The 24,810-nt window shown below is 57.7% G+C and carries 23 protein-coding genes; 3 read left to right on the top strand and 20 right to left on the bottom strand.

The annotated features are described in order from the left end of the window. Positions 1 to 24 precede the first annotated feature (24 nt). Both DXC52_RS06220 and DXC52_RS06215 read right to left on the bottom strand, forming a co-directional pair. The gene (locus DXC52_RS06220; protein WP_199409479.1) at positions 25 to 636 is read right to left on the bottom strand and encodes a DUF1836 domain-containing protein; all 612 of its coding nucleotides are present in this window, start codon (positions 634 to 636) and stop codon (positions 25 to 27) included. Positions 637 to 792: 156 nt separating this feature from the next. Beyond that, positions 793 to 1,731, bottom strand: a complete 939-nt coding sequence (locus DXC52_RS06215) for an NAD(P)/FAD-dependent oxidoreductase (RefSeq protein WP_117746582.1) — start codon at positions 1,729 to 1,731, stop codon at positions 793 to 795. A gap of 222 nt (positions 1,732 to 1,953) precedes the next feature. Between DXC52_RS06215 and DXC52_RS06210 the strand changes: the two genes are divergently transcribed. Next, positions 1,954 to 3,150, top strand: a complete 1,197-nt coding sequence (locus DXC52_RS06210; RefSeq protein ID WP_233504888.1) for a glycosyltransferase — start codon at positions 1,954 to 1,956, stop codon at positions 3,148 to 3,150. Positions 3,151 to 3,617: 467 nt separating this feature from the next. Here the strand turns inward: DXC52_RS06210 and dut are convergent, their stop codons facing one another. Genes dut through DXC52_RS06195 form a run of 3 tightly spaced genes read right to left on the bottom strand, consistent with a single transcriptional unit; the run spans position 3,618 to position 5,010 of the window. Further along, a complete protein-coding gene (gene dut / locus DXC52_RS06205; RefSeq protein ID WP_117746581.1) occupies positions 3,618 to 4,061 on the bottom strand; it encodes a dUTP diphosphatase in 444 nt (147 codons plus the stop codon). 4 nt (positions 4,062 to 4,065) lie between these two features. Then, a complete protein-coding gene (gene nrdR, locus DXC52_RS06200) occupies positions 4,066 to 4,509 on the bottom strand; it encodes a transcriptional regulator NrdR (protein WP_022093781.1) in 444 nt (147 codons plus the stop codon). A 51-nt stretch (positions 4,510 to 4,560) separates the two neighbouring features. Next, positions 4,561 to 5,010: a LysM peptidoglycan-binding domain-containing protein gene (locus DXC52_RS06195; protein ID WP_158554603.1), complete on the bottom strand. Its 450-nt coding sequence runs from the start codon at positions 5,008 to 5,010 to the stop codon at positions 4,561 to 4,563. A gap of 163 nt (positions 5,011 to 5,173) precedes the next feature. Between DXC52_RS06195 and lexA the strand changes: the two genes are divergently transcribed. Both lexA and DXC52_RS06185 read left to right on the top strand, forming a co-directional pair. Continuing rightward, on the top strand, positions 5,174 to 5,818 hold the full coding sequence (lexA, locus tag DXC52_RS06190) for a transcriptional repressor LexA (RefSeq protein WP_040359862.1): 645 nt from the start codon (positions 5,174 to 5,176) through the stop codon (positions 5,816 to 5,818). Further along, the gene (locus DXC52_RS06185; protein ID WP_117746579.1) at positions 5,818 to 6,522 is read left to right on the top strand and encodes a heparan-alpha-glucosaminide N-acetyltransferase; all 705 of its coding nucleotides are present in this window, start codon (positions 5,818 to 5,820) and stop codon (positions 6,520 to 6,522) included. The genes lexA and DXC52_RS06185 overlap by 1 nt, the downstream gene beginning before the upstream one ends. On the opposite strand, the gene hflX is transcribed toward DXC52_RS06185, so the two are convergent. From hflX to DXC52_RS06110, 15 genes are all read right to left on the bottom strand, one after another. Continuing rightward, positions 6,507 to 7,796 carry a GTPase HflX gene (gene hflX / locus DXC52_RS06180; protein WP_117746578.1) on the bottom strand — a complete coding sequence of 430 codons (1,290 nt, stop codon included), beginning with the start codon at positions 7,794 to 7,796 and terminating at the stop codon, positions 6,507 to 6,509. The two genes, DXC52_RS06185 and hflX, sit on opposite strands and share 16 nt — an antisense overlap. Continuing rightward, positions 7,796 to 8,734: a tRNA (adenosine(37)-N6)-dimethylallyltransferase MiaA gene (gene miaA, locus DXC52_RS06175; RefSeq protein WP_117746577.1), complete on the bottom strand. Its 939-nt coding sequence runs from the start codon at positions 8,732 to 8,734 to the stop codon at positions 7,796 to 7,798. Before miaA ends, hflX begins: the two co-directional genes overlap by 1 nt. Then, on the bottom strand, positions 8,734 to 10,104 hold the full coding sequence (gene miaB, locus DXC52_RS06170) for a tRNA (N6-isopentenyl adenosine(37)-C2)-methylthiotransferase MiaB (protein ID WP_117746576.1): 1,371 nt from the start codon (positions 10,102 to 10,104) through the stop codon (positions 8,734 to 8,736). The genes miaA and miaB overlap by 1 nt, the downstream gene beginning before the upstream one ends. Before the next feature lie 49 nt (positions 10,105 to 10,153). After that, a complete protein-coding gene (locus DXC52_RS06165) occupies positions 10,154 to 10,471 on the bottom strand; it encodes a stage V sporulation protein S (RefSeq protein WP_006235982.1) in 318 nt (105 codons plus the stop codon). A 74-nt stretch (positions 10,472 to 10,545) separates the two neighbouring features. Continuing rightward, entirely contained in the window at positions 10,546 to 11,631 is a 1,086-nt protein-coding gene (locus DXC52_RS06160; RefSeq protein WP_117746575.1) for an ATP-binding protein, read from the bottom strand. 1 nt (position 11,632) lies between these two features. Then, positions 11,633 to 13,183 (bottom strand): ribonuclease Y, encoded by a 1,551-nt coding sequence (rny, locus tag DXC52_RS06155; protein ID WP_115596193.1) that lies wholly within the window; start codon positions 13,181 to 13,183, stop codon positions 11,633 to 11,635. A gap of 257 nt (positions 13,184 to 13,440) precedes the next feature. Then, positions 13,441 to 14,133: a regulatory protein RecX gene (locus tag DXC52_RS06150; RefSeq protein WP_117746574.1), complete on the bottom strand. Its 693-nt coding sequence runs from the start codon at positions 14,131 to 14,133 to the stop codon at positions 13,441 to 13,443. Between the two features lie 11 nt (positions 14,134 to 14,144). Further along, entirely contained in the window at positions 14,145 to 15,293 is a 1,149-nt protein-coding gene (gene recA, locus DXC52_RS06145; RefSeq protein WP_117746573.1) for a recombinase RecA, read from the bottom strand. Between the two features lie 257 nt (positions 15,294 to 15,550). Beyond that, the gene (locus DXC52_RS06140) at positions 15,551 to 16,066 is read right to left on the bottom strand and encodes a CinA family protein (protein ID WP_233504886.1); all 516 of its coding nucleotides are present in this window, start codon (positions 16,064 to 16,066) and stop codon (positions 15,551 to 15,553) included. 27 nt (positions 16,067 to 16,093) lie between these two features. Beyond that, complete coding sequence (pgsA, locus tag DXC52_RS06135; protein WP_233504893.1) at positions 16,094 to 16,642, bottom strand: CDP-diacylglycerol--glycerol-3-phosphate 3-phosphatidyltransferase; 549 nt, start codon at positions 16,640 to 16,642, stop codon at positions 16,094 to 16,096. A gap of 99 nt (positions 16,643 to 16,741) precedes the next feature. Further along, a complete protein-coding gene (gene rimO, locus DXC52_RS06130) occupies positions 16,742 to 18,091 on the bottom strand; it encodes a 30S ribosomal protein S12 methylthiotransferase RimO (protein WP_117746570.1) in 1,350 nt (449 codons plus the stop codon). A gap of 26 nt (positions 18,092 to 18,117) precedes the next feature. Next, positions 18,118 to 18,615: a YajQ family cyclic di-GMP-binding protein gene (locus DXC52_RS06125; protein WP_117746569.1), complete on the bottom strand. Its 498-nt coding sequence runs from the start codon at positions 18,613 to 18,615 to the stop codon at positions 18,118 to 18,120. Between the two features lie 52 nt (positions 18,616 to 18,667). Then, a complete protein-coding gene (locus tag DXC52_RS06120; RefSeq protein WP_117746568.1) occupies positions 18,668 to 20,155 on the bottom strand; it encodes a RodZ family helix-turn-helix domain-containing protein in 1,488 nt (495 codons plus the stop codon). Beyond that, the gene (locus DXC52_RS06115; protein ID WP_233504885.1) at positions 20,155 to 22,935 is read right to left on the bottom strand and encodes a DNA translocase FtsK; all 2,781 of its coding nucleotides are present in this window, start codon (positions 22,933 to 22,935) and stop codon (positions 20,155 to 20,157) included. The genes DXC52_RS06120 and DXC52_RS06115 overlap by 1 nt, the downstream gene beginning before the upstream one ends. Before the next feature lies 1 nt (position 22,936). After that, entirely contained in the window at positions 22,937 to 24,607 is a 1,671-nt protein-coding gene (locus DXC52_RS06110; RefSeq protein WP_117746567.1) for a ribonuclease J, read from the bottom strand. Positions 24,608 to 24,810 lie beyond the last annotated feature (203 nt).

Genomic DNA, 24,810 nt, shown 5'->3' with positions numbered 1-24,810 from the left:
TGTCCCGCCCGTTTTATACGTCGGCTAGCTATTAAACCCGTTGAACTTGAGATAGCTCATCAAGTACGCCTTCGAAACGAAGGACGATACCGCGCTACGCATAAGCAGCGACTCACGCGTTACCTGATGCGCCGTATCGGGCACGGGAGTCTGCTCGACGGAAAACGCCGCACGAATCGATGCCTCGAGCTGATCGACCACATAATCAAAGGCCGTCGGGGCATCGTAGCTCAAACGCTGAATGTTAAAGAGTGCCTGCACCGCAGCAATAGGTAGCACCTGCTTAAAGATGCAGATAGCGATCAGGCGGGCAATCTGCTCGCGGCCATATTGCTTTTTGACCGGAGCAGGCACTAGGCCGACCTTTACGTAGTTATTGATCATCGATGGCGTAATGATAGGCTGCTCAACGCAAATGGACAGCGGCTCCATCCACAGCGTAACATACTCAATAACCTGGTCGCGGTAGAGCGTCACATTGGGCAACTGGTTATAGCGCGGCAGACTCAACGTATTAAGTTTGCGCACGATATCGGACTGAATAAATGCATCGGGCAGCACAGTGGGCTGAATATCCTCAGGCTTAATGCTGACCGACGAATCGGACATCGGGATAACGCGTTTGGCGTGGTTCATAAGGATCCTCCGTTCATTAAGCTATATTGTATTCTAGGTTATCTAGTTTTGCATACTATATAGCAGGAAAGTAAAAGTGGTTGGACAGCACATTGATGCACCGTCCAACCACTTTGTATTAAAGATAGCAACATTACATAAGATATATTATCGTACTTATCCGCGGAGAAACGCGTATGCGCTGGTTGCCGCTATGGCTCCGTCAGAAACGGCGGTCACAACCTGGCGTAAACGCTTGGAACGGATATCGCCAGCGGCAAATAGACCTGGCGTGCGGGTCGCCATGGATTCATCAGTCAGAATGCCGCCATCAGGCGCCAGATCGACTAGATGCTCAACAAGTTCGGTATGGGGTTGCGTCCCGGTATAGACAAAGATGCCGAAAGAGCCGGGCTCAAATGACTTGGTATGAATTTCCCCGGATGAATTGTCCTTAAAGGCGATCGTCGTTGGCATGGCTTCGCCCGAGAGCTCCACAATACTAGTTTGGTACCTAACTGTAATATTGTCCTTTTCGAGTACTTTCTGAACAACACCATCAGGCGCACGGAACTGGTCGCGGCGCAGCACAATGGTCACACTGCTGGCAATGTCTGACAGGAACAGCGCCTCTTCACATGCCGAATTGCCACCACCGATTACAAAGACCTGTTTGCCGCGGAAGAACATGCCGTCACATGTTGCGCAATACGAAACGCCACGACCGCGATACGTATCCTCGCCAGCGAAACCTGCCGGACGCGGCGTGGCACCCATGCAAGCGATAACGCTCGAGGCCAGCGTATCGCCCATGTCGTGATGCACCGTAAACAGCGCTGCATCGGCATCGTAATCGATACCCGTAACCATGCTCCATGCGACCTGCGCTCCCAGGCCCTCTGCATGCTGCTGAAAACGCTCGCCGAGTTCGGCGCCACTCAAGAGCGGAATGCCCGGATAGTTCTCGACTTCATTGGTCGTGGCGATCTGTCCGCCCGACATGCCCTGTTCAAACACGGTCGTCGTTAGGTTGGAGCGCGCCGCATAAACGGCCGCAGCATAGCCCGCAGGGCCGCCACCGATAATCGCAACATCGATCGGCTGATCGGTAGTCATGAAGAGACCTCCTGTCGAAAGATTGGCGTTCTTTGCGCTCATACCCAAATTTACGTGAACATGACACTCATGCACTACAATGATAAACCGCGTATCAAAGCTGAAGGGGAGTTATCGATGGATCAAACGCAGACGAGCAACGACGCTCCCCTGCCAACGCAAAGCACTCCCCAACCGGAGCAAATGACCGTTTCACCTGCACAAAAACCCCTAGTAACCATTGTGCACGCATCGGTTGGATCGGGCCACAGAGCCGCCGCCAACGCGATTGCACAAGCATTTGATCTTATCCGCGGCACCAAGGGAATCCCTGAGGATGTTGAGATCGAAGTCTTGGATATTCTCGATTTTGGACGCATTAGGTTCGATGGTAATAAAACAGCGGCTTCGTTTACCGGCGCCACGCGCCCCATATATGACCTAACCTGGCGATATACGTTTACGGGACATCTGCTCTGGGGTGGCGGCACGGCATGGTCGCGAATTATGTTCCCCGCCTTCAACGATTATGTCCGCACCCGCAGGCCCATGGCCGTGGTTGCAACACACATTACGGCAGCCAATGTTGCTGTGGGCGCCCGCGTCATCACGGGTATCGATTACCCGGTCATCTGCGTACCAACAGACTATGAAGTCGAAGGCTTTTGGCCCCACAAGGACACCGACCTGTTCTGCGTAGCCAACGAATTTATGGCCGAGACACTTCGCCCCCGTAAGGTTCCCGAGACCAAAATCCGCATTACAGGCATCCCCATTCGCGCCGGGTTTGATACGGACTACAATCGCGAGGAAGAACTCGAGAAGTTCAATCTCCCCGCTGACAAGACCGTTGTGTTGGTGATGGCCGGTGCCAGCTTGCCTCAACCGTACGTTCGCTTTCGCGCGGAGATGGACCGCACACTCCCCTTCCTGCGCAGCTTCGAGGACATGCACTTTGTCTTTTTGCCGGGCAAGGATGAGGAATACGCCACCCGCCTCAAGACGCTCTTTGACGCCATGAAGCTCGAAAACGTCACAGTTCTGGACTACGTGGACGACATGGCGGCCCTCATGCACGGCTGCGACCTGGCAATCCTCAAATCGGGCGGACTCACCGTCACCGAGTGCCTGTGCGCGCATCTGCCGATGATTCTGCTGGGCAAATCATATGGTCAAGAAAAGGCCAACACCACCATGCTCACCGGAATGGGCGCCAGCATGCATGTCACCACCGCACGAGAACTCATCGTAACCCTGCGCCATCTGCACGATCATCCCGAATCACTCAAAGCCCTACTCATCAACGGCGAAGTACTACGCCGCCCCCACGCAGCCGAAGATATAGCCATCGCAACCATGGAGCTCGTAGGCAAACCCCAAAAACGTAAACGAGCCTTCTGCCGCTTCTACTGGGGCGGCAAGCCAGCGCATATCCGCTAGCATTGGATTGCCCGCTTACCTGCGGGAGGCCCCTATATATCATCCCATGCTCAAACATTCTCGCTTCGCTGCGAAACTGCGCGCGGGACGATATATAGGGGCCTCCCACAGGCAAGCTGCGTTAACGTACTTGCAGCTATACCAGATTCCCCACCATCAGAATCTGCAAAGGCAAAACCAAAAATATAAATATAGTAAGCCGATGCGAGAAAGGAGGTTTTCCTTTATCGCATCGGCTTACTAGAAAGAAAGGCTTTAATTTTTCAAGCGAGTAACCGCCCGCCCGTCTCTCACACATATCGTTCCACGCGCAGTTTCGCAGCGAGCGAAGCGACGCGAGAATGTTTGAGCATGGAATGATATGTGTGAGAGACGGGCGGGAGGGATACGAGCGCCCCCGCGAGAATGTTTGAGCATGGGATGATATATAGGCGGGTCGGGCCGGTCAGCGGACAGTACGTAAACGACTAAGCGACGCCGCTAGAACCGAAACCGCCGGCTCCTCGGTCGGTTTTATCTAGTTCTTCTACTTCTACGAGGTTGACCGTGGGGACTTCTTGGATGACGAGCTGGGCGATGCGGTCGCCTTTGTTGATTTGGATGTTGTTCGTGGGGTCTAGGTTGATGAGGATGACTTTGAGCTCTCCTCGGTAGTGGGCGTCGATGAGGCCCGGCGTGTTGACTATAGACAGGCCCTGCTTGATGGCCAAGCCGCTGCGGGGCTGGACGAAGCCGGCGTAGCCATCGGGCAAGGCGATGGCCAGCCCAGTAGAGACCAGACGACGTTCGAAGGGCTTCAGGACGCAGTCCTCGTTGGAGCGCAAATCCAAGCCGGCATCGGTGGGATGGGCGTATTTGGGAAGCTCGACGGTGGGGTCGAGACGCTTTATGTTGACGGTAATGTTGGACATGGAATCACCTTAGCTTGTCGAGCTCTTGCAGAAACTCATCGACGTCTTTGAAATCGCGGTAGACCGAGGCAAAGCGGATGTACGCCACCTTGTCGATCTTGGCCAAACGCTTGAGCACCATGTCACCCAACTCATGGGACGTGACGGCCGTCAGTGTGCGAGAGCGCAGCTCGACCTCGATGTCGTCGATAATCTCATTGAGCTTCTTAGTGTCGATATCGCGCTTGATGGTGGCGCGCATCAAGCCGACGAGCAGCTTATTGCGATCGAACCGCTGCTTAGTTCCGTCTGACTTAATGACCTCGATTGGGTCTTCGCATCGCTCAAACGTTGTAAAGCGATAGTTACACGAGCAACATTCGCGACGGCGCTTAATGGTGTTATTTGACTCCTGCATACGGGAATCAACGACGCGGGTATGTGCCTTGCCACATTTGGGACAGCGCATGGTACCTCCTCTTAAACGATAACAAGGGTACCATGCGCAGCGCGATAATGATTACGAACGAGCAGGAACCTTAAGATGCGCACCGGCGGCGAGCGAACCATGCTCCAGATGATTGACGTTACGGATCATGTCGGAAGTCTCTTGCGTGGAAAGGCCTTCGATAGGATATTCCTCGGCAAGCGACCAAAGAGAATCACCAGACTGAACGCGAATAGTCTCGTAGGTAACGTTGGAAACGGACTCGGCATACGCGGCGTGACGAGCGCTAAAGACCGACGTAGCGAGGACAACGAAGAGCGTAAGCGCAACGGCAACGGCGACAATCGTCGGAACCTTCAGGGCAACGCGGGCCGGCGCAACTACAGCCTGCTGATTGCGAGCAGGCTTTACGGTCAAAGGCTGAAAGCCGGAGCGGCCACCCTGAACAACCGTAAAAGTGGGTTCTGCAGGCGTCTCGAGTTTAAGGGCAAGGTTTCCCTGGACCATATTCGTTGCGTTCATCATGTTCTCCTCTCGCGTGTTTTGCTGAGAACAGTTTTATCAAGCCGCGCGGACAAAAATGTATAGCGCGAGAACGAATGTTCGGTTATTATTATCTTCGAACAGTTGTTCCTGTCAAGCAAAATCCGAACATTTGTTTGACATGGGTAGAGAGGATGCCCTGATGGCTCGCAAAATTACCAAGCGTCAGCAGCAAATTTACGACTTCATCAAGGAATATCAGCAGGAGAAAGGTTATCCGCCCAGCGTGCGCGAGATGGCTTCTGCCGTGGGCCTTTCCTCCCCCAGCACCGTGCACGCCCATCTATCTGCCCTGGAGGCGCGCGGGCTACTCAAGCGCGATGCCACCAAACCGCGCGCCCTGGAACTCTTTAACGAGGACGGTTCCTCTGTCTCAATTTCTAAATCTGACGAACCCACCGCACCTCGCGGAACGGTCTCGCTACCGCTCGTTGGTCGCGTCGCGGCTGGGATTCCCATTCTGGCCGAGCAGAATATAGAAGACACTTTTACTATCCCGACCGAAATCGCCACTGATCAGGGTTCCTTTATCCTTGAGGTGCATGGGAGCTCAATGATCAATGTCGGCATCTTCAATGGCGATTACATCATCGTCCGTGAACAAAAGAGTGCCATGAACGGCGAAATTGTCGTGGCCATGATTGATGGTTCAGCGACCGTCAAGACATTCTACAAGGAGCAGGGACGCGTACGCCTGCAGCCAGAGAATGACACCATGGAGCCTATCTATGCAACGAATCCCGTTATCTTGGGCAAAGTCGTCGGCTTGATGCGCCGGTTCTCGTAATGCAAAAACGCATCACCATCTTTGATACCGTCCGCGGGTTTACGATGATTTCAATGGCAGGTTTTCACGCTTGCTACGATCTCGCCTACCTGTACGACTGGGATATGCCCTGGTTTACCCAGACCGTCTTTCAAGACATCTGGCGCGCCAGCATCAGCTGGGTATTTTTGTTTATCGCGGGTTGGATGTGCACGCTCTCACGCAACAATGCCAAACGAGCGGCCAAGTACGCTGCCGCAGCTTTGGTCGTCTGGATCGCAACAACGCTCGTATCGGTCGACGATTCAGTGAACTTTGGCATCATTTATTGCATGGCGGCGTGTACCGCTGTGACAGCCGTAGCACGACCGATGCTTAAGAAAGTGCCCAGCACGTGGGGCATTGCGATATGCCTCGCTCTCTTTGCAGCGACATGGGGCATCCCGAAATCGACCTATTCATTCCCCTATTTGGCGTGGCTAGGATTACCCGGCCCCCGGTTTGTTTCAGGCGACTATTATCCAATCATCCCGTTCATATTCATGTATCTCACAGGATACTTTGCTGCGCGCACCGCTCAAAGATGCGAACATCCCGCCCCAAGCTGGGCCTACGCCAACCCCCTGCCGGCGCTCGCCAGCCTTGGACGTCATGCACTCCCCTTTTATCTGCTACATCAGCCCATCATACTGGGCATTTTGGAGCTCGCCTACTCGGTGCGATAACGCTCGAGCCGCGGTGCAATACGAGCCGGCAGTTTCGCCACAATACGAACGCCATCCTCAAGATATTCCTCGTGCAAAAGGGTCCCCTGCTCATGCACGACTGTGATGAGTGCACCTTCACGATATGGAATGTCGGCGGAAAGCAGCACATCGGTGGCGGCCGCCTCGCGAGCAATGCGATCGACGAGATCGTCGAGCCCCTCGCCCGTTTGGGCCGAGAACAGAACAGCTTCCGGATAACGACGACGGAAACTCAATCGATCGACGCTATCGAGAAGATCGATTTTATTGAACACCGTAAGCGTTAAACGCTCTCCGGCACCGATCTCATCAAGCACGCGGTCGACAGCCTCAAGCTGTCGCTCATAGTCCTCATCAGACGCATCCACGACTTTGAGAATTAAATCGGCACCCAACACCTCGGACAACGTCGATTTAAAGGCATCGACCAGACCATGCGGCAGCTTTTGAATAAAGCCGACGGTATCGGTAATCGTCATGCCGCGACCGCCAGGCAGGCGATATGAACGCGTCGTCGGGTCGAGCGTAGCAAACAGCTTGTCCTGCGAAAGTACCGTAGAACCGGTCAGACGATTGAGCAACGTCGATTTACCGGCATTGGTATAACCGGCTAACGCGACGCGAAACGCCGGTGACTCAATACGACTCTTGGATTGAACATCACGACGCTGTTCAACCTGCTTGATCTCACGTCGAAGCGCAGCGATCTTATTACGAATGAGGCGACGGTCGACCTCGAGCTGACTTTCGCCCTGACCAAAGCGTGAGCCGATGCCGCCGCGCGTCTGTTCCTTGGCGAGATGGCTCCACATGCCGCGCAGACGAGGCAACAGATATTGAAGCTGCGCCAGCTGTACCTGTAGGCGTCCCTCACGCGTCTGAGCATGCAGCCCAAAGATATCCAAGATCAGTGCCGTACGATCGATAATCTTTACCGGCTCGCCCACGGCTTTCTCCAAATAGGATTGCTGCGAGGGCGTCAGGTCGTCGTCAAAAATAACGACATCGGCATCCATGCGATGTACCAGACCGCACAGCTCCTCTACCTTACCGGAACCGATAAATGATTTGGGATACGGCTTTACCAAACGCTGAGACAAGCGAGCCACGCACTGGGCACCAGCCGTGTGGGCAAGGCGCTCCAGCTCATCGAGCGATCGATCGAGTGGCCATGCATTGTCGCGCCACTCAACACCAACTAATATGGCACGCTCGGGCTCGGGTGCCGTGGGAACAAGGGGGAAACGGGCCATTAGGCAGCCTCAATACGATGCAGGATTTCCTCAACGACCTCATCGATCGTACATTCATCCATATCGAACCACACGATGCGATCATCGCGTTTAAACCACGAAAGCTGACGTTTGGCATAGCGACGCGAACGCATCTTGATGAGTTCGCGAGCCTCATCCATAGAAATCACGCCATTGAAAGCATCAATGATCTCTTTATAGCCAATAGCCTGCATCGACGTCAGGGCATCTCCCAGTCCCTGGTCCATAAGACCGCGCACCTCATCGACAAGACCCTGCTCAAACATCAGATCGACGCGCAGATTAATGCGCTCGTAGAGCACCTCGCGATTACGCGTCAGACCAAACCATAGAGCATGATAATGCTCGCGCGGAACACTAAACTGCGACTTTTGCTGCGCGTAGGACACACCATCATCGTTCATTTCGAGCGCGCGAATCACGCGACGAACATTATGGGGGTGGATGACCGCAGCGGACTCGGGGTCACGCTCGGCAAGCAGCGCGTGCAGCGCTTCCTCGCCTATGCGCTCGGCAAGTTCCTGATACCCCGCGCGACGATCGTCCTCAAGCTCGCCCGAGGGAAAATCCATCTCATCCAGGGCGGCCTTGAGATACAAGCCTGTGCCCCCGCAAAACACCGGTAGGCGGCCCTCGCCAAGCAAACCCTCAACATGCGCGCGAGCGTCAGCCTGATAAAGCGCAGCAGAATATGCCACACCCGGCTCTACAATGTCGACGAGACGCAGCGGCGCCGTACACTCATCGGGCGCCATCTTTGCGGTACCGATGTCCATGCCGCGATAGATTTGCATCGCATCGCACGACAGCACTTCGGACGAAAGACGAGCGGCCAAACGGTCGGCAACATCACTCTTACCAACCGCCGTCGGACCGACGATCGCAACGGCGGAAAAACCTGCCCCTGGAGCAACCATTAGCGCGGCTCGCCCACAACGGAGCCGGACAAATACCAGGTCTTGGCAACGTCAACGTCAATATCAACGATCTTGCCAACAAGCTGATCGATGCTGTAACCCTCGGGGATAGGCGCATGCACGGTCTGATTCTTGGGACTCTTGCCCAGCAGGACCGCATCGTTCTTCTTGCTCGTGCCCTCAATGAGCGCCGGCACCACAGTATGAAGCTCACCCTGGTTATACTCATGTGCCGTGGTCTCGATAACCTTAACCAGGCGGTTGAAACGCTCGAGAATAACCTCATGCGGCGTAGGATCGTCAATCTCGGCGGCCGGGGTACCGGCGCGCTTGGAATAGATGAAGGTATAGGCCTGAGCATAGCGGACCATCTCGGCAAGTGAGAGCGTCTGCTCAAAGTCTTCTTCAGTCTCGCCCGGAAAGCCAACGATAATGTCAGTCGAGAGCGCGATATCGGGCATGCGATTGCGGATGCGATCGACCAGGCCCAGATAGTCCTCGCGTGTATAACGGCGATTCATCTCTTTGAGGATCCGCGTCGAACCTGACTGGACGGCCAAGTGCAGCTGCGGCATAACGGCAGGCGTTTCGGCCATGGCGTCGATGGTCTCGGGCAGCAGGTCCTTGGGATGCGAAGACGTAAAGAAGATGCGCTCCACACCCGTATCGCCCACGGCACGCAGCAGATCGGCAAAACGCGGCTTGCCAAACAGATCGCGACCATATGAGTTAACGTTTTGGCCCAGCAGCGTAATCTCACGCACGCCCTGGCGCACCAAACCGGTCACCTCGTCGACAATCTCCTCGAAGGGGCGGCTCTTTTCGCGACCGCGCACGTACGGCACGATGCAATAGGTGCAGAAATTATTGCAGCCCGTCATGATGGGCACCCAGGCGTGATACTGGGTCTCGCGATGCCACGGCATGCTCATGGCATCCGTATCCTCATGCTCATTGGTGCGGATATGACGCTTGCCGTCAAGGAACGCCTCGGCAATGAGCTCGGCCACATGTGCGATAGAATGCGTGCCAAAGATGACATTGACGTTATCGACGTTGGTGAGCAGGCCCTCGCCATCACGCTGCGCAATGCAGCCGCCCACGGCAACCACACGCTTGCCCGAAGGCGAAGGCGGCAGGCTTTTGCAGGAATTGCACTGACCGTACAGGCGAGTATCGGCGGCCTCACGCACACAGCATGTCATGAAGACAACGATATCGGCATGCTCGGGATCGAGCGCCATGAGGCAACCATACGAATCGAGCAGACCGCTCACGCGCTCGGAATCGTGCTGATTCATCTGGCAGCCAAAGGTGCGGATAAAGTAGGTTTTACCGGCAAGAATATCGCGTACGGAACGCTGGTCCATGTGCATAAGTCCTAACGATGGAAGGGAGGCGAATCGAGACAAGCAGAAGCTATGCCACAGGCTTAACATCATCCATGACGACGTTATCCATAGCAGCTCGATTGATCTGGTGAACGTAGATAGAAAGGCGGATGGCCGTGCGCGACTCCCCGTTAATGAGGATGTCGGAGAACACGGGCGCGCAGGAAATATCAAAACCGGTTGGAATCAAAAAACCGCGCGCGATAGCCACGGCCTTAATAGCCTGGTTGACCGCACCGGCGCCGACACACTGGATGTTGACGGGTACACCATCCTTGACCATGCCGGCGATGGCGCCGGCAACGGACGCGGGCGATGATTTGCTTGATACCTTCAGGCAATCCATGAAGAAACTCCTGCGTTTAAAAGTACGTTTTAACTGCAATAACTTTATCGTACCGAGTGGACTCGGTAAAGGCACTATTCCTCTTTGGCAAGATCGAAGGTCACGGTGATTCGATCACGCGAAACACGAATCTTTGGGTCGCCGCAAAGGTTGAGATAGTACCGAGCGGCAAGGTCATTAAAGTCGCGTTCCACAGCACGCGAAAACTGTGCTATGTCATCCTTGGCAATACGTAGCCCGCGACGATCCTTCGCGAGATCGACAGGAGCCGGCGCATGCGAGGACGAATCACGCTCGCGCAGCAGACGCGCAGTCACACCGCGAACGGGCTTAATCTGCCCTGCCAAAATGCGATGGGCCGTGCGCTCAGACATCTCAAGACCCAAACCCGAACAGATACGGATAAAGTCCTCGGCATCAGAGGCAAGGCCTAAACGATCGACAACTGGAAGCTCGCTCTCGTCATCAATGAACAGGAGACGCGACGTATCGAGCCGACTTGACGCCTGAGCATAAAGGGTCGCGGCAATCTCAGACGGAGAACCAAGATAGACATCGCAACCACGCAACTCCTCGAGCGCAAACTCACAAGCAGCGCGAATAATATTATGCGGACCGCGAGCACAGACATAACGTCCGTCCTCATCCTTGACAGCCTGGGGCCAGCTGGACTGATCGGCACGCTCACTGAGGTGGTCGGCCGCAACGCTCACCTTAAAGGCCGAGCCAAGATCGACACCTGACGTGACCACACGGGCCTCATCGGTGTTCTGCTTGATCGAAAACAATGCCATGCCACGACCGTGAACGCCCCAACGGTCCATCTTCATACTCTCGAGCTTGGAGGTGACGCGGGCATCGAAGATTCGCTCTTGCATATCCTGTGGAACGCCCGAACCGTTATCCAGAAAGACAAGCGTGCGGACGCCATCTTCCTTGGTCGTGGCGAGATAGACCTTGTCGGCGCCAGCATCGCGAGCATTACGGAGCATTTCGATGACGATATCCTCGACATTCTGAATGTCGTGCTTTGCCTGGCGCCGCTCGGCCTCCGAAACGCGGAGGCGGACATACCCCTCGCCAAGGTTTTCCTCGACGCGAAGGTTGCCCTCCCCCGACATCGACGCGATAAATGAGATGAGCTCGTTCGCGTCGTTCATGTTATTTAGCGATATCGACGGCACGGCTCTCGCGAATCACGACAACGCGCACCTGACCGGGATACTCCATCTCTTCCTCGATCTGATGGGCGATATCGTGCGCAAGCACCGTGGACTGGGCATCGGAGATCTTGTCCGGCTGAACCATGACATGAACCTCGCGACCGGCCTGCATGGCATAGGTACGCTCGACGCCGTCGTGAGAGTTGGCAATCTCCTCGAGCTTCTCAAGACGCTTAATGTAGTTCTCGGCCGACTCGCGGCGGGCACCGGGACGAGAAGCGGAGACGGCATCGGCAGCCTGGACCAGAACGTCGAGCACCGTGTTGGGGTCGACATCGGCATGATGGGCCTCGATCGCGTGAACGATAACGGGCTTCTCGCCATAACGGCGGGCAAGCTCGGCGCCAATCACAGCATGCGGGCCCTCAACGTCGTGGTCGATGGCCTTGCCCAGGTCGTGCAGAAGACCGGCGCGCTTGGCGGTCACAACATCCAAACCAAGCTCGGAGGCCATCACGCCGCAAAGGTCGGAAACCTCAAGCGAGTGCTGCAGCACGTTCTGACCAAACGAGGTGCGGTAGCGCAGAGCGCCCAGGGTCTTGACGATCTCGGGGTGCAGGTCGTGGATACCGGTATCGAAGGCGGCCTGCTCGCCGGCCTCGCGCACACGCTGCTGAACCAAGTCGGCAGCCTTGTGATACATCTCCTCGATGCGGGCGGGGTGAATGCGGCCGTCGGCAATAAGGTTCTCGAGCGCCACGCGGGCAGTCTCACGACGGACCGGATCGAAGCTCGAAAGCACGACGGTCTCGGGGGTGTCGTCAATCACGAGGTTGACGCCAGACACCTGCTCAAAGGTGCGGATGTTGCGACCCTCGCGACCGATGATGCGACCCTTGAGGTCATCGGAGGGAATGTGCACGGAAGTAACGGTGACCTCGGCGGTATGGTCGGCGGCGCAACGCTGAATCGCCAGGGAGAGAATCTCCTGAGCGGTCTTGTGGCACTCGGCGCGGACCTGCTGCTCGGACTCGCGGATGATGGTGGCCGCCTCGTGGGTAACCTCGCCGCGGACCTTGTCGAGCAGCTCCTTGTGAGCGTCCTCGCGCGTAAGGTCGGCAATACGCTCAAGCTCGGAAGTCTGCTTGGCGCAGAGCTCCTCAAGCTCGCGAGAGCGCTTCTCGACCTGACCGGCCTGGCTGGACAGCTGATGCTCGCGCTTATCAAGAGCATCGTTGCGGCGATCGAGCGATTCTTCGCGCTGCATCACGCGATTTTCGAGCGTGCGAATCTCGCTCTTACGCTGCTTGTCCTCGGCCTCGGCGGCCTGCTTGTTCTTAATGATCTCTTCCTTAGCCTCGAGCAGAGCCTCTTTTTTGAGGGTCTCGGCCTGACGCTTTGCATCACCGATCAGGGACTCTGCCTGCGCGTGTGCCGACTGAATCTTTTCGTCGGCCTCGTGAAGACTACCCTGCTTGGCGGTGCGCATGTAGGCAATGGCGGCGATGGCACCCAAAACGATGCCAACGAGCGCTGCAATGATAGGCATGCTCACTCCTTTTTATGGATTCGTTACACAGCAAAGCGAACCGTCCTTACGAACGGCTCGCGACATTTGAGTAATATGGGCGCAGCTTATGCGGGTCGGATACAGATAAACATATAAACAAACTCATCACAGATGAGCACATATCACAAAGCAAATGACAGTGATTATCCTACGTTGAACCGCAACAACTGTCAAATAAACGCACCCGGCACGGCGCCAATCAAGCGGTGAACGGCAGGGGCGTAACGGGTGAACGCTTACACGGCGCATTCCTCGCTTGAGGCATCGAGGCGCGCCTTAACGGCATCGGCGGCGATGTGATACGAGAAGCCTTTACCCATCAAAAATCTGACGAGCTTTTCGAATGCACGTACTTCGGGAACGCGACGTTTAGCGAGCAAAGCCGAAGCGCGGGCCAAGTCATCATCCACGGCAAAATAAGCCTCGGGATACCCGGGGATATCGTCAAGTACGACATGACGGCGCTTGAGTTCAACCTCGATCTTGCGCTGTCCCCAGCCGCGACGTTTGCGTTCTTCGATAAAGTACGAACAAAAGCGGTTCTCATCCAAAAAACGATACTCGGTCGCTCGAGCAACCGCAAAATCGATCGCAGGCTGTCGAAAGCCATAGCGCGCCAACTTATCGCGCACCTCGCCCGTGGCATGATCGCGGCGCGAAAGCATCTCGGTCACCATGGTGAGTGCACATTTACGTTCGATAAGCTGCACCGCCTCGCGAAAGTCATCCCAATCATAGGGAAGGTCGGGGCGGTTCTTAACGTACAGGCGCGCCACGCGCACGGGAATCCAAATGGAACGTTCGAAACCGCCCTCAAGATCGCAATCGATATGCGCGCAGGGCTTTTTAGACGCATAACCGCTCGAGAACGAGGAAGCCGCCTTCTTATCGGGAAAGACGACCGTGGCCTCGGTCACCGTATACGACATGTCGGCATCCGCTACTCATCGTCATCGTCGAGCATCGCGGAGCCATCGATGGCGTACAGCTCATCAAACTCCTCGGGGGCGGGCTGGTCGGTCAACTCAACCTCGGAGGGGGCATCATCGTCATACTCAAGGCCGCAGGCAAGGCGAACCTTGTGCTCGATCTCGTCGGCGCAATCGGGATGCTCCCGCAGGAATGTCTTGGCGGCCTCGCGACCGTTGCCGAGCTTATCCTCGCCATAGGCAAACCAGGACCCCATCTTTTTGCAGATGCCGCACTCGACGGCCATATCCAGAATCGAGCCCTCTTTAGAGATGCCGGTGCCGTACATGATGTCAAACTCGGCCGAACGGAACGGAGCCGCCACCTTGTTCTTAACGACCTTGGCACGCACGCGATTACCGATAACCTCGTCCTTGAGCTTGATGGTATCGATTTTGCGAATATCGATTCGCACGGAAGAGAAAAACTTGAGTGCGCGGCCGCCCGTGGTGGTCTCGGGGTTGCCGAACATGACGCCGATTTTCTCGCGCAGCTGGTTAATGAAGATGCAGGTCGTGTTGGACTTGGAAAGCGAGCCGGCGAGCTTGCGGAGCGCCTGGCTCATCAAGCGAGCCTGCAGACCCACCGTCGTGTCACCGATCTCGCCCTCGATCTCGGCACGCGGAGTCAAGGCGGCTACAGAGTCGACAACAATGGCGTCGATGGCACCGGAGCGCACAAGCATATCGACGATCTCGAGCGCCTGCTCGCCCGTATCGGGCTGGGAAATGAGGACCTCATCGATATCAACACCGATACGCGCGGCATAGGTAGGATCTAGCGCGTGCTCGGCATCGATAAATGCAACAACGCCGCCCATGGCCTGCGCCTCTGCAAGGATCTCGAGTGAAAGCGTTGTCTTACCGGAGGACTCGGGGCCATAAATCTCGACGATACGGCCGCGCGGCACGCCGCCGATACCCAAGGCGGCATCGAGCGCCAGAGAGCCCGTCGGAATAGCCTCGACCTCGAGCTCGGGACCGCCGTCGCCATACCTCATAATAGAGCCCTGGCCGAACTTCTTCTCAATCTCGGCCTTGGTGGTGGCGATCATCTCATCGCGCTCTTTACCCGTCGTGCGTGCATGAACGGTACGTACGGGACCTGAATTCTTGGCCATGAATAGCCCTCCTCTTAACAACCTGAAACGATAATAAACGAACGGCTGTTCGTGGTCAACCGTTCAGATTCATCATATGTACCCGACCATTCCAAAACCCGACCAAACGCCGACCAATCACCGACCAAACGCTTGACCACGCCAATCACAAATAGAGGTGCACGAATAAATTTAGGCCTTATACCAGCGCAAACACCAATTCCGTCAAAGGTCCCTATCTCCACAATTAAGGGGCCCTAAGGCCCCTTAAACCATGTCTATTCCATAGAATTGAGCACGCGAACAATGCGCTCCAAAGCCTCCGCGACCGCATGAGCACGAACGCACGACCGATCGCCCTCGTAATGACAGCGCGCAGACTCGACAACCGGCGCTCCCCCATCGGCCGCGCGATACGCCCACCCAATATAGAACGTACCGGCGGGGTCTTGCTCGGTGCCACCACAGGGCCCAGCGTAGCCCGTTGCGCTTACGGCTATATCGCTCTGATAAAGCTCCAGCGAGCCTGCGGCCATCTCGCGAGCCGTCTGGTGCGACACGGCGCTAAACCGATCGAGCGTTTCCTGTTTAACGCCGAGCACGCGATGTTTGATCTCATCGCAGTAGGTCACCGCGCCACCACGAAGCACCGCCGAGGCACCCGGGATATCGGCAATCGTCGAGGCAATCATACCCGCCGTCAGCGACTCCGCCGTCGAGACCGTCACACCACGGGCACTCGCGCGCTCGACAATATCGCGCGCCAGTTCCTCGTTGTTTGCGGCGATTAGCAAATAAGACTCCGTCATACCCACCAGGACCTAGACCGAAAAGACGATCTTGCGACAGTTCCAGAAGTACTGGGCGCCCGAGACAATGGTCAAAATCACGGCGATGACGTACAGGAAGCGCGACACCGAATAGACACCGAGCAGCAGCGACACCGACCCCAGCTGGAGACCGGCCATCGCAAAGACGCACAGATAGCCGCAGATGGAGACCATCGTGGTCGCCGTCTTATACTTGCCGAGCTTATCGGCGGCAACGACCACGCCGGCAGCGCTCGCGACCATGCGAAGGGCACTCACCAGCAGCTCGCGGAACAAGATGATGAACACGGACCACACGGTCACCGCGCCAAAATCCAAGAACAGCAGCAGGGCCGAGAACACCAGCAGCTTGTCGGCGATGGGGTCCAAGAACTTGCCGAAATCGGTGATCTCGTTGCGCGAGCGCGCCAGATAGCCGTCGACCTTATCGGTGCACGACAGGATCACATACAAAATGAAGGCAGCGGCGGCGAGCGGGCCGTCAAAGGTGCTCCAGTCCGTACCGGCAACGCTCGCGTGAGACAGGGCCGAGACGATCATGAACACCGGGATAAAGACGATGCGAACGCACGTCACGATGTTGGCGGGCGTCCAAACACTCGTCAGTTCCTTATTGCTCTCGTTTGCCACAACGCTCTCCTACTCCACAACATGACCGATAAGCTCATAGCAGAAGCTATCGGTAAACTCGACGGTCAGAATATCGCCCACGGACGCCTCGCTGGCATCCAGATGCACCGCGCCATCGGAATCGGGCGCCTGGAACCAGGCGTGACCGATCAGCTCGGCGCCGTCCTCGGTCTCCTCGATGCCATCGACGATCACCTGGGCGCGCTCACCCACATGGGCTGCCGTGGCGGCAAAACCAAGCGACTCGGCCAGATCCATGGCCTCCTGGGCGCGCTCGAGCTTGACCTCCTCATCGACCTGGCCCTCCATCTTGGCGGCCAGGCTGCCCTCCTCACGCGAGTAGGCAAAGACGCTCGTGTAGTCAAAGCCGACGGTGTCCATAAAGTCAATAAGGTCGCGGAACTCGTCGTCGGTCTCGGTCGGGAATCCGACCATGGCCGTAGAGCGAATCACGATGCCGGGGATGCGCTCGCGAAGGTCGCGGAACAAATCTTCGAGCTCCTGGCGCGAACCGGAGCGACGCATGGCCTTGAGGATGCGGGCGTCGCAGTGCTGCACGGGGATATCGATATAGGGCAGCACCTCAGGCGTATCGCGAATCGTCTCGATAAGCTCGTCGGTCATACCCTCGGGCTGCAGATAGAGCACGCGGATCCAGACGTTGTGCGGACGCACGGCCTCGGCGACGGCACGCAGCAGCTGCGCCAGATTGCGCGGCGAGCCCTCGGCGACGTCCTCGTCGGCAAAGTCGGTACCCCAAATGCCCGTGTCCTGGCCGATCAGCACGATCTCGCGCACACCGCCGGCAACCAGGTCGCGAACCTCGGAGATAATGCTCTCGGCATTTCGCGAATGATAGCGACCGCGAATGTAGGGGATCATGCAGAAGCTGCAAAAACGATTACAGCCATCGGAGATCTTGACGTAGGCAACGGCACCCTCAACGGTACGCTTGACCTGCGGGATATAGGCCGCGATCTCGCGCTCCACGCCCAGTACGCCATCGATGACAGAGACGATACCGTCTTCCTCATCGGCCTTCACAAAGGCAGCGACCTCAGGAAGCTCGTCGGGCAGGTCGTCGCCGTAACGAGACGGCACGCAACCGCACATGACGATGGGGCAGGCGCGAACGCCGTCCTGCACCTCGTTGGCGAGCTCGAGCGTGGTCTCGATGCTCTCGGACGTCGCCGAGGCGAGAAACGAGCACGTGTTGACGATAGCGATATCGGCATCCTGCGGATCGAATGCCTCCTCGTAGCCCGCAGCGGTCAGCAGCGAACGCATGCGGTCGGTATCGACCTCGTTCTTAGCGCAGCCAAGCGTGATGTAGAGTACGGAACCCAACGGAGTATCCATGTTGGAGAACGGTCCTTTCGAGTAAATTAGCGGTAGTTGGTAAACTGCAGCGGCTGGCCGTAGTCCTGGTCGCGCAGGAACTGGATCACCGTCTGAAGCGCGTCCTTAGAGGCCGAGGTAACGCGCAGCTTATCGGCCTCGATGGTCACCTTGACCTTGAGCTTTTGATCCTTGATGTCCTTATTAATCTTCTTGGCGGTCGCTTGGTCGATGCCTTCGACGATATGGCCGAGCACGCGCACGGTACCGCCCGAAGCCGCCTGCGGCGCGTCCCAGGAGACAGCCTTGAGGTCGATGCCGCGCTTGATGAGCTTAGAGCTCAGCACGTCGACGATCTGCTTGGAGACGAAATCGGCCGGGGCATTGATCGTAAAGAGCTTGTCGCCCTTCGAAAGCTCGATGGAGGCGCCGGAGTCCTTGAGGTCATAGCGCTGAGAGATCTCGCGAGTGGTCTGCTGGAAAGCGTTATCGACCTCCTGCATATTGACCTCGGACACAACGTCGAAGCTGGAATCTTTAGCCATGGTTCTTCCTTTCGGTACGGGGAGCCTTAGTAGCTGTCGTACGAATAGTCAACTAATCGTTTGCTGCCTGGCCGTCGGATGCCGTGTCGGTGCCGTCGGCAGACTGAGCATCGGCGCCGTCGGCAGACTGGGCGTCGGTGCCGTCGGCAGTATCGGTGCCGTCGGTACCCTCGCCGTCCTTGGAGTCTGTGGACTCCTTCTTGGGAACGGTAATGGTCACGCGCGCCACGCCCGATGTCTTGGTGTCATAGCGGACCTTTTCACCGTTCTTGGTAACCGTGACATCGGAGGGCTTGGACGTGGTGATCTCGATCGAGGACTCGGGCGTGTACTCCTGCTCAAAGGGACCGGTCGCCTGGGCGCCGTAGACCGATTTGCCGTCGACCTTGACCTCAATCCAGGCGGTCTTGCCCTTGGCAACGGAAACCTTGACCTTGATGACCTCGTCCTCTTCCTTTTTTACCGTCGCCTTGGCGGCATCGGAATCGGCAGAATCCGTCGCATCGTCGGTGCCTTTATCCTCATCAACGGATTCGGTCTTCTTGGAAGACTTCTTGGTCGTCGTCTTGGTGGCCGCGGGCGTCTCGGGCGTCGGCTCGGGTGCAGAAGAGCCGCAGCCACGCAGGAGGACCACGATGAGCAAAATCAGCAAAAGTGCCACGGCACCGATGCCGGCGTAGATGATGCGCGGATCGAGACCATTGTTCTGAGGAGCACGTCCACCGCCGCGTCCGCGATTGGAGCCGCCACGGCCATTCCCCTGCGGCATACGGCCGCGACCGCTATCGGGACGACCACGATAGCCGCCCTGGCGCTGCGAGCCACGCTGGCCCGAACGCGGCGCAAGCTCACCACGGTTCTGATAGCCACGCTGGTCAGAGCGAGGCGCCGAAGAGCGCTGACCGTAAGGCTGCGATTGGGAACGGAGGCGCGGCGTCACCTGCGTGGTATCGGCGTCGGCATATCCACCGCGGGAACGCCCGGCAGAAACTCCGCGATAACCACGACCGGAGTAGCCACCGTCGCCGTAACCGGCGCGAGGATCGCGACTCAACCCGCGAGTGGCGGGAAGCGCGCGGTCATCCGGCATGGGCGTACTGCGAAAGCGATCTCGCTGAGAACGAATCTCCTCGCTAGAGCCCGTCTCGGTGATATAACCAGCCTGCGGAGGACGCTGGCCGTACCGCGTCGAGCGTCCTCCCTGAACCATCAGAAAGCGTCCGTTATCGACCGACGAACGCGAGTTAACGTAGCCGGCAGCATCCTGAAAACGACCGCCCTGCTGCGAGGTCTCGCGTTCATATGCCATGAGGTCGTCAAAATAAGCGTTGACGACCTCGCGCGGGTTAAGCCCCAAAAAACGAGCGTAGCTCGAAATCATGCCCTGCGCATAGCCACGCGGGGGCATCGATGCAAAGTTACCGGTCTCGAAAAACTCGATGATCTGCGGCCTGATTTTGATGGTGTTGGCGACCTGCTGGATGGAAAGGCCCATCCGGCGACGCTGCTCGAGCAGCATGTCACCAAAGCGTGCAGCCATCAGAATCCTCCAAACTCACGATCTTCACGTGCCATCTCGGCGTCGACAGACTCCAGCGCGGCAAGCCCTTCCTCATCCAGCAGGACCTCGCGCGGCTTAGAGCCGTCGGGTGGGCCGACGACACCCTTCTCTTCCAGCATGTCCATAATACGCCCGGCACGCGCATAACCAACCTTAAGGCGGCGTTGCAGGCCAGATGTGGAGCCAAGCTGCGATTCCACCACAATATGGGCGGCCTCCCAGATAAGCGGGTCGTCATCTTGCGGCTCGGCAACGCCCGTGCGAACAATGCCGCCGCCACCAGCCACAGACATGGAAGCGGGCGCCACAGCAGACAGAATCTCCTCGTGATAGTCGGGCTCGCTTTGCGACTTAACGAACTCGACGATCTCGTTGATCTCATCGTCCGAGACAAAGCAGCCCTGGATACGGCGGGGCTTGCCCCAGTCGACCTTGGAGAACAGCATGTCGCCCAAACCAGTAAGCTTTTCGGCGCCCATCTGGTCGATAATGACGCGGGAATCGATGCCCGTAGCCACGTTAAAAGCAATACGGTTGGTGATGTTGGCCTTAATAAGGCCCGTCACCACGTTGGAGCTGGGGCGCTGCGTAGCCACGATAAGGTGAATACCGGCGGCGCGGCCCAGCTGGGCGATACGGACGATCGAGGCCTCGACATCCTTGCCGGCGACCATCATCAGGTCCGAAAGCTCGTCGATGATGATGACCAGGTAGGGCATCTTTTGCGGTGGGTTATCGTAATGCTCAAACTCGCCGGCGGCCTGCTTTTCGTTATACGTCGAGATCTTGCGAACGTTGAGGCGCTCGAACACCTTCAGGCGACGCTCCATCTCGGACACGGCCCACTGAAGTGCACTGGCAGCCTGCTTGGGCTCGGTCACCACGGGCACGTAGAGATGCGGCAGGCCGTTATAGCCCGCAAGCTCGACGCGCTTGGGATCGACCATGATCAGGCGAACGTCCTCGGGAAGAGCGCGCATGAGCAAGGTCGTGATGATGGAGTTGATCATGACCGACTTACCGGAACCGGTGGTACCGGCAATCAGCAAGTGGGGCATCTTAGCGAGGTCGGCGACAACCGGAGTGCCCTCGGCATCGCGACCGATGGCCAGCTCGAGCGGGCCACCCTTCACATAGGGAAGCACGTCGCCCAGGTTGACGTTCTGACGCTTGCGATTGGGGATCTCGATGCCCACGAGCGAGGTGCCGGGAATCGGCGCGAAAATGCGCACCGACTGGGCGGCAAGCGAAAGCGCGATATCGTCCTCGAGGCTCGAGATCTTGCTCACGCGCTCGCCCTCGCCGGGCTGCAGCTTAAAGGTCGTGACCGTGGGGCCGGCAATCCAGCCGACGACGCGAGCGCTACGGCCAAACTCGAGCAGAGTAGACTGCAACGACTCGGCAGTCTGTTCCAGTTCCTTATCAGAAGACGCGGAGGACGCCGACTGCGGATTGGCGTGCAGGATTTCGAGCGGCGGGAGCTTGAGGCCGTCCTCTTGTTCGCCCTCGACACCGGCAGCAGTACCGTCCGCTCCCCCATCACCGGCTGCAACAGGAGCAGCTGAAGTCGTAGAGCTGGAGGCATCGGCAACCTTGGGATGCTTTAGGAAGTCGGGAATCTGCGGAGCTGCCGAAACGGGATTCACGGCAAACGGCGGTTCTGACTCGTCAGCATTGTCCGGGTCGTCTTCTATCGAAAACTGTCCGGTGACCTGTCCTGCCTTGGCACGGCGACGCGGCAGCAAGGTTGTCTTGGCGGTCTCGAGCGGAGTCTCGTCGTCCTCGTCATCGCCCTCGGTGAGTTCGATTTCGCTATCGGACCAAGACGGATCGGGCTCGCTCGTGTTGAGCTTGAGCGCGGCCTTGCCCTTCTTGGCATGACGACGCGGCAGCAGCGTGGTCTTAGCGCGCTCGGCCTCCACGGCCTCGGACACGTCGACAAACGGGTCATCGTCCTCGTCGTCATCCAAAACCGGGTCGGCATCGCCTCCCATGACCGTGGTCACCGCGGCATCAGTTCCCTTCTGGCGCAGAATGCTCAGGTGCGGACGGGCGACGCCGGGAACTGACAGGGCCTCTTCGTCGCCCCACGGGCTCACATTGACATCGGCACGACGGCGCTCGGCAAAATCGGCGGCGCGATCGCGTGCGGAGCGCAAAACGCCGCCCACCGAAAAGCCGATAATGACCAGGCCAACGACGACAAGCCCAAGCAAGACAACCATGGCAATAGGTTTACCCAGGGCGTTTTGCAAGGTACTTGCGATAAAGGCGCCAATGTAGCCGCCCGACGCAGATAGGTTTTGCGGCGTAAACATGAGGTCGCACGAATCGCTCGTGCCCGGCACCATCAGCGACAGGATAGAGACAATGGCCACAAACACCACGGCGCCACCCGCGACCGAGCGAATGTTGAGCGGCGAGTCCTCACCCAAAAAGAGCGTGGCGGCAAACAGCAAGATGACGATCGGCAGCACGTAGGCGCCCAGGCCAAAGCCAAGGTGGTAGAAACCGGCAACCGCAGCTGTCACGGGCGCCGTTGCCGGGGAAATCACGGCAATAAAGGACGCAATCGCCAAAACAGCAATGACCACGCCGGCGATATCGCGATTGGCCGAAGGCTCGACCAGGGGCTCGAACTCATCGAACTCGGACTCGTGGCCCTTATTGGCACGCAGATGGGAACCGGCACCCTTAGCAGATGCCGGTTGGTTGTTGGCTTTGTTGCCTTTGGCGTTTTGTGCAGATCCGCGCGCCAAACTAAACCTCCATGACGACCGGGATGATCATCGGACGGGTGCGCGTACGGCTCCAGATAAAGTTGGAGAGCGAATCGCGCACGGCTTTGCGAATGGCATCGGAGCCGCTGCTGGTAAAGGTAAACTTACCCTTCTCGATCGTTTTCATGATGGCTGCTGAGGCATCCTCGGAGAACTGGTCGTCGATGGCAAACGAAACACCGCGGCCCGAGAACTCGATAGCCTCGATCTTCTTATGCTTGAGCGAGACGATGGCAACGGCCGTGACCATACCGTCATTGGCGAGCTTTTGGCGATCGCGCAGGACAATGGGGTCGGTGTCGCCGATGCGCAGACCGTCAACATAGACGACGCCGGACTCGACGGGCGTACCGCGCTTGACGATACCGCCACGCATCTCGAGCGTGTCGCCGTTATCGAGGATAAAGATGTGATCATCCTTGATGCCCATCTTACGAGCAAGCTGGGCATGGGCGCGCAGATGCACGGCCTCGCCGTGAACCGGCATAAAGTAGGTGGGCTTGGCCATGGCCATGAGGAGCTTGAGTTCCTCCTGGCTGCCGTGCCCCGAGACGTGAACGAGGGCGCGGGACTTATCCCAGACGTCGCAGCCAAGCTTGGCCAGGCTGTTGACGACCTGCTGAACGGCCTTCTCGTTGCCGGGAACGGGAGTTGCCGAGAGAATGACGGTATCGCCTTCGTGGATAGAAAGCGTCTTGTGCTCGCCGTTGGCCATGCGGGACAGGGCCGACAGCGGCTCGCCCTGCGAACCGGTGCACATGACGACGATCTTGTCGTCGGGCAGGTTATCGATATCGAAGGCATCAATGATATCGGCATCGTCGATGTTGAGGTAGCCCAACTCGCGCGCCACGCGGGTGTTGGTGAGCATGGAACGTCCAGTCACGACGACCTTGCGGCCGCACTTGCGGGCGGCGTCGCAGATCTGCTGCAGGCGATGGATGTGGCTCGAGAACGACGCGACGAACACGCGACCCGGGGCGTTCTTGATGGCATGCAGCAGGTTGGGACCAACCTCGGCCTCGGACTTGGTAAAGCCCGGAACCGTGGCGTTGGTGGAGTCGGAAAGCAACAGGTCGATGCCCTGCTTGGCAAAGCGGCTGATGGCGGCATAGTCGGGCGTGACGCCGTCGATGGGCGTCTGATCGAGCTTAAAGTCACCCGTGTGCATAACGGTGCCCTGGTTGGTGCGAATGAACACGCCCAGTGCACCCGGAATGGAGTGCGTCATGGAGAAGAAATCGAGCGAGATGCCACCGAGATTGACATGGCTCCCGCCCTTGACCTCGCGGAACTTAGGTGCGCGGATGCGGAACTCGGAGAGCTTGCCCTCGATAAAACCGAGCGTCAGCTTGCTCGAGAAGATGGGCACCTTGTTGTTGAGATCCTGCAGCAGGTACGGAAGCGAACCAGTGTGGTCCTCGTGGCCGTGGGTGACGATGATGCCGCGGAGCTTCTCCTCGTTCTCCAGGACATAGGTGTAGTCGGGAAGCACCAGGTCGATACCGGGCTGAGAGTCGTCGGGGAACATGAGGCCGGCGTCAACGAGCACCATGTCGTCGCCGCACTCGAAGACCGTCATGTTCTTGCCGATGCCGTCAAGGCCGCCGAGCGGAATGATCTTCAAGGGAGATGATTTTTTAGCTGCCATAGGTTCGTGTGGTTTCCTTTCTTCGAAACGGGTCTGGAACAACCGACGGGGCGCTTCTGGCAAACCGACCGCCGGGAACGTACAACAAAGCATCACAGAGTCGATGCAATAACCACAGTATGATACCCATTTGCCCACCAACAGACCACCCATGCATCAAAGCCCCATCTGAACCTGTGTATCCCGCCGGTCAGGGCTCAGCG

The organism is Collinsella sp. TF05-9AC (assembly GCF_003438495.1).
In the GTDB taxonomy this organism is placed as follows: Bacteria; Actinomycetota; Coriobacteriia; order Coriobacteriales; family Coriobacteriaceae; genus Collinsella.
The sequence above is the reverse complement of the archived record's forward strand: the minus strand, read 5'-3'. Positions and strand labels throughout refer to the sequence as shown.

Bases quoted from the DNA above. Each gene is read 5' to 3' on its own strand.
- DXC52_RS06220 (WP_199409479.1), bottom strand. From the start codon at position 636: ATGAACCACGCCAAACGCGTTATCCCGATGTCCGATTCGTCGGTCAGC.
- DXC52_RS06110 (WP_117746567.1), bottom strand. From the start codon at position 24,607: ATGGCAGCTAAAAAATCATCTCCCTTGAAGATCATTCCGCTCGGCGGC.
- dut (WP_117746581.1), bottom strand. From the start codon at position 4,061: ATGTCCAACATTACCGTCAACATAAAGCGTCTCGACCCCACCGTCGAG.
- miaB (WP_117746576.1), bottom strand. From the start codon at position 10,104: ATGGACCAGCGTTCCGTACGCGATATTCTTGCCGGTAAAACCTACTTT.
- DXC52_RS06150 (WP_117746574.1), bottom strand. From the start codon at position 14,133: ATGTCGTATACGGTGACCGAGGCCACGGTCGTCTTTCCCGATAAGAAG.
- DXC52_RS06215 (WP_117746582.1), bottom strand. From the start codon at position 1,731: ATGACTACCGATCAGCCGATCGATGTTGCGATTATCGGTGGCGGCCCT.
- rny (WP_115596193.1), bottom strand. From the start codon at position 13,183: ATGCCTATCATTGCAGCGCTCGTTGGCATCGTTTTGGGTGCCATCGCC.
- DXC52_RS06160 (WP_117746575.1), bottom strand. From the start codon at position 11,631: ATGAACGACGCGAACGAGCTCATCTCATTTATCGCGTCGATGTCGGGG.
- DXC52_RS06195 (WP_158554603.1), bottom strand. From the start codon at position 5,010: ATGAACGCAACGAATATGGTCCAGGGAAACCTTGCCCTTAAACTCGAG.
- DXC52_RS06185 (WP_117746579.1), top strand. From the start codon at position 5,818: ATGCAAAAACGCATCACCATCTTTGATACCGTCCGCGGGTTTACGATG.
- miaA (WP_117746577.1), bottom strand. From the start codon at position 8,734: ATGGTTGCTCCAGGGGCAGGTTTTTCCGCCGTTGCGATCGTCGGTCCG.
- nrdR (WP_022093781.1), bottom strand. From the start codon at position 4,509: ATGCGCTGTCCCAAATGTGGCAAGGCACATACCCGCGTCGTTGATTCC.
- recA (WP_117746573.1), bottom strand. From the start codon at position 15,293: ATGGCCAAGAATTCAGGTCCCGTACGTACCGTTCATGCACGCACGACG.
- lexA (WP_040359862.1), top strand. From the start codon at position 5,174: ATGGCTCGCAAAATTACCAAGCGTCAGCAGCAAATTTACGACTTCATC.
- pgsA (WP_233504893.1), bottom strand. From the start codon at position 16,642: ATGATCGTCTCGGCCCTGTCTCACGCGAGCGTTGCCGGTACGGACTGG.
- DXC52_RS06125 (WP_117746569.1), bottom strand. From the start codon at position 18,615: ATGGCTAAAGATTCCAGCTTCGACGTTGTGTCCGAGGTCAATATGCAG.
- hflX (WP_117746578.1), bottom strand. From the start codon at position 7,796: ATGGCCCGTTTCCCCCTTGTTCCCACGGCACCCGAGCCCGAGCGTGCC.
- rimO (WP_117746570.1), bottom strand. From the start codon at position 18,091: ATGGATACTCCGTTGGGTTCCGTACTCTACATCACGCTTGGCTGCGCT.
- DXC52_RS06165 (WP_006235982.1), bottom strand. From the start codon at position 10,471: ATGGATTGCCTGAAGGTATCAAGCAAATCATCGCCCGCGTCCGTTGCC.
- DXC52_RS06120 (WP_117746568.1), bottom strand. From the start codon at position 20,155: ATGGCTGCACGCTTTGGTGACATGCTGCTCGAGCAGCGTCGCCGGATG.